Source organism: Paenibacillus marchantiophytorum (genome assembly GCF_014640555.1).
GTDB lineage: Bacteria > Bacillota > Bacilli > Paenibacillales > NBRC-103111 > Paenibacillus_E > Paenibacillus_E marchantiophytorum.
In genome coordinates this window covers 1-3,623 of the sequence record NZ_BMHE01000107.1, presented here as the reverse complement: position 1 = coordinate 3,623, position 3,623 = coordinate 1, and the positions used below count along the sequence as shown (strand labels likewise).

General features: G+C 33.5%; 4 protein-coding genes. 3 read left to right on the top strand and 1 reads right to left on the bottom strand.

The annotated features are described in order from the left end of the window. The first annotated feature begins 245 nt into the window (after positions 1-245). On the top strand, positions 246-965 hold the full coding sequence (locus IEY34_RS35970; RefSeq protein ID WP_189021065.1) for a stalk domain-containing protein: 720 nt from the start codon (positions 246-248) through the stop codon (positions 963-965). A 132-nt stretch (positions 966-1,097) separates the two neighbouring features. Here the strand turns inward: IEY34_RS35970 and IEY34_RS37185 are convergent, their stop codons facing one another. Next, a complete protein-coding gene (locus IEY34_RS37185; RefSeq protein ID WP_229758028.1) occupies positions 1,098-1,205 on the bottom strand; it encodes a helix-turn-helix domain-containing protein in 108 nt (35 codons plus the stop codon). Positions 1,206-1,303: 98 nt separating this feature from the next. Between IEY34_RS37185 and IEY34_RS35960 the strand changes: the two genes are divergently transcribed. Beyond that, positions 1,304-1,774, top strand: coding sequence for a hypothetical protein (locus IEY34_RS35960; protein ID WP_189021063.1), 471 nt, complete (start codon positions 1,304-1,306; stop codon positions 1,772-1,774). Positions 1,775-1,836: 62 nt separating this feature from the next. Continuing rightward, positions 1,837-3,513, top strand: coding sequence for a bacteriocin-associated integral membrane family protein (locus IEY34_RS35955; protein ID WP_189021061.1), 1,677 nt, complete (start codon positions 1,837-1,839; stop codon positions 3,511-3,513). The last annotated feature ends 110 nt before the right edge of the window (positions 3,514-3,623 follow it).

Below are 3,623 nucleotides of genomic sequence, written 5' to 3'. Positions count from 1 at the left end.
CGAATGGTCGATTGATCTGATATGTTACCCATGGACTCTCCTTTGGTCGGGGTAACATGTCTGTAACTCGACCTTAGGGGTTTTTTTGTGTTTTGTCCAGATAAATACATCATTTAATTACATATTATTGTAGAAAAAATTCACTTTGACGAATTAGAGTACTTGAAAATAATGGAACACTTTCTTTATAATGGAATTAGTGAACTGGTCGGATCATCGAAGTGAAATAATAACGGAGGGATTTTATGAGAAAAGTGATTTTAAGCTTTTTGGTATTGTTTTTGTCGACTTTCTCCTTCACAATTTCATTTGCAGAAAATAGTCTTCAAGTCTCTTTATTCGGTGGAGATGTAGTCTTAAATGGTAATAAATTAAACTTCGCCGGTACTGAATATAGTACTCTGAACTACAATGGCCATATTTATGTTCCTCTTAGAAGCTTAAGTGAAACTCTCCAAGGAACAGTTTCTTATAATGAACAAGAAAATGTTGCAAATATTAATGTTCGTGGAGGCAAAGACAGCTATAAGTCAGAGACTAGTTCAGCAAATTCAGACGACTTCTTTAAACTCAGCATTCACTCAGAGAAAGAAGTGTATCCATATGGACAAGATATGAACATCTGGAGCGCTCTTACTTACACCGGAAAGGAAGAAAAAAGAATTGCTCATTCACATGATTTATTTGTATACACATTGATGGATGAACATGGCAACACGTATGACCCTGGAGAGACTTTGGCTCTGTTAAAGTCTACTTTTAAAGAGAATGATGTTTATATTTCTTCTTTACAATGGATTATCTTCTTCGGATACAATGATCTATACTCGGAAAGTCTTCGGGAATCAAAGACACATTTGAAGAGAGGTACCTATACCGTTACAGTTCGAACAACATATGCCGATCCAGAAGACATTAAGACAAATCACAAATTGCAAACTAGTATAAAAATAAAAGTTGAATAAAGACACAAATCGATTAATTTTATTGCAACTACTTGAATCATCGAGAAGAAGAAGTACACATCAGGCATTGCCGGAGTTCGCCGTCCGATAGATCTTTCTCTAACGGCACGCTATTCCAAGTTCTTGTGCTCGTTAAATAATTTTGGAAACGGTGTTGCGCGAGCAGCCGCAACTGACAGCGATGTTACGCTGATTGATCCCTTGACTATGAAGCCGCAGGATTTCACGATATTGGGTCATTGTATCACCTCCTCACGAATGAGTTGCGTTAGTCTTTCAACACATAGATCAGGCCTATTGAAACATGGATAGGCCCAATTTTATTTATGGAGGGAAAAATGAATAAGGGGGTTAATGTGAAAAGAACTCTTACTAAACTACTTATTCCTACTTTAGTACTTATTATAGGTAGTGCTATATTTTTTGTATATTTATACAATCAAAATCCAAACGCACCAAAACATGCCGCCACAAGAGATGCTTTAATAAAATTCTATGATTTATATGTCAAGAGTGTTGACCACACCGAGGAATTCTTTCCAGACCATAATCCACAATTGGTAATAAATTATCGTTTTTGGTATGGCGACATACAAAGTTATCGTATTTTGAAGATTAGGGATATCGACCATCCTAAACAGAACTCAATATTTAATGTTCGCGTAATAGGCAAAACAAAAGAAGCTTTGGTGGAGGTTATGGTAAAAGGAACATCTACTCCTTTTATTGATACAGTCAGACTAGAATTAGTGGAAGACAAATGGCTTATTGTTGGTTATACGACTACAAATCTCCATAAGATGCCTTGATAAATTCAAACGTTATTCCCATTTAGTACTATGAATATTTCAAATTAGGGAGAGGAAGATGATTGAAAAAAATAAAGTTTGTTATTAGTTTCATCATGATGTTAATTGGTTTTATTATTACCGGTGAAAGCTATCAATTGTATTTAGATAATTTTGAAACAGCCAATTATAGCACGACGCTATTTTTAAACGGATCGCCTAACAATACAAAGCAAAGTTTGGTCAATGATATAACAAGAGCTGCTGAAGACAATCAAGTGAAAGTCTTTACCGTCTTATCAGATGTGAAAAGTATGCTATTGAGCGAACGTCGTATTTATGGGACCAAGAATACAGCAGAATACATCAAGAAGAATTTTCAAATTTCCGAGAAAAGCTTTCCTAGTTTAATATCAGGTACAAAGAATATTCTTTTCTATGAATTTGAAGACATTGTACATAATGAAGATATCGGAAGTATTTCTCAATATTATATCATTGGGGATGTAGATGATATTTTTGGTTTTAAAGATAGTTTGAATGGTAAATATGCGGGGAATTTCCCTCAAAAGGGCTATGATAGTTCTGGAAAGTTAAATATCTTTTTTATCTGGCTGCTTATTTCAATTGTAATGTTGTTCCTATCCTATTATGATGTTGTTTTACAAAAAAAGGAGAATTTCATCCGCATATCTTTAGGAGAAAGAACGAGTTCCATTATTCTGCGCAATATAAGTTTGGATATTGTTGTGTATTCATCAATTTTTTTGGTTATATTGTTTGCACTGCAAAACTATACAAACACTTTTTTTCACTCTCGGATTTCTGCTGGTATATTCTTAGCCATGTTGTTTTTCAATGCCATGTTATATAGCAATCTTTACTTCTACAATATAAAAGAGGCATTAGCAAATATTAAAAGTTCGAAAAAATTACTTGTTATGAATTATGGATTAAAAATAATAACGGTTACTATTGCCCTAACTATAATTTCCAGCAACATTGCTGTTATTTCCGAGGCCATACAATTTTATCAACAGCGTTCTTTTTTTAATGAACGTGCTGATTATTATTATGTAGAAATGGCATATGGCCGAAGACCAGATCAGGATGAACAACAGTCCATGGAAACGCTTCATAAAGGATTTTTGGAAACTGAAACGTTTTATCGCAAGTTTTTCAAAAATTTTAATGCGATGCAACTAGTCACATCAGGTGTTTTGGAAAAAGATGTGATGCTAGCAAACCTAAATAGTTTGACATATCTGCAAGAACACATTGATGAACTCAGCAAAGCTAATCTGGAAAAGGAACTATATTTTATTTTATCGAGTCACACCAAAAATGATAAGGAAACAATCCGTAAATTAAAAAGAAGTTTGGAACTAGTTGAGCAAAGTGAATTTCAATATGATTATGATATTATTTATTATGATGGTGATCCAAAGTTAATTTGTATAGATGAATTTTCATTAAACGGAAGCTTTTATATACAAAGTCCGATAATTATTTACAATAACGTGGATCAAAGTCAAAGAGTTGAATCGGCAGATGCAAGTGCCTTTCGTTTGGATTATGCCCATGATATCTTGTACAAACTCTCTCCCGACGATGTAGTCAGGTATGCAGCTAATCATAGTACAGAAAATAGTAAGCTTTATTACAAATTAACAAATGCACTTGAGAAATATAACTATAAATGGAGTATTATGAAACGAACTTTGTACTTGAATTTGATTTTAAGTGAATCAATTTCATAATGTTTTTGAATGTGGCTTGTGCTATACGAAATTTGACGTTCTGTTTTTTTAAAAAATTAAGCCGCAATCTTGTGGGATTGGTTTTTTCTAACACGGTCTACTGTTAATTT

What these genes read in the sequence shown, in the direction of transcription:
- IEY34_RS35970 (WP_189021065.1), top strand. Translation starts at nt 246, where the DNA reads ATGAGAAAAGTGATTTTAAGCTTTTTGGTATTGTTTTTGTCGACTTTC.
- IEY34_RS35960 (WP_189021063.1), top strand. Translation starts at nt 1,304, where the DNA reads ATGAATAAGGGGGTTAATGTGAAAAGAACTCTTACTAAACTACTTATT.
- IEY34_RS37185 (WP_229758028.1), bottom strand. Translation starts at nt 1,205, where the DNA reads ATGACCCAATATCGTGAAATCCTGCGGCTTCATAGTCAAGGGATCAAT.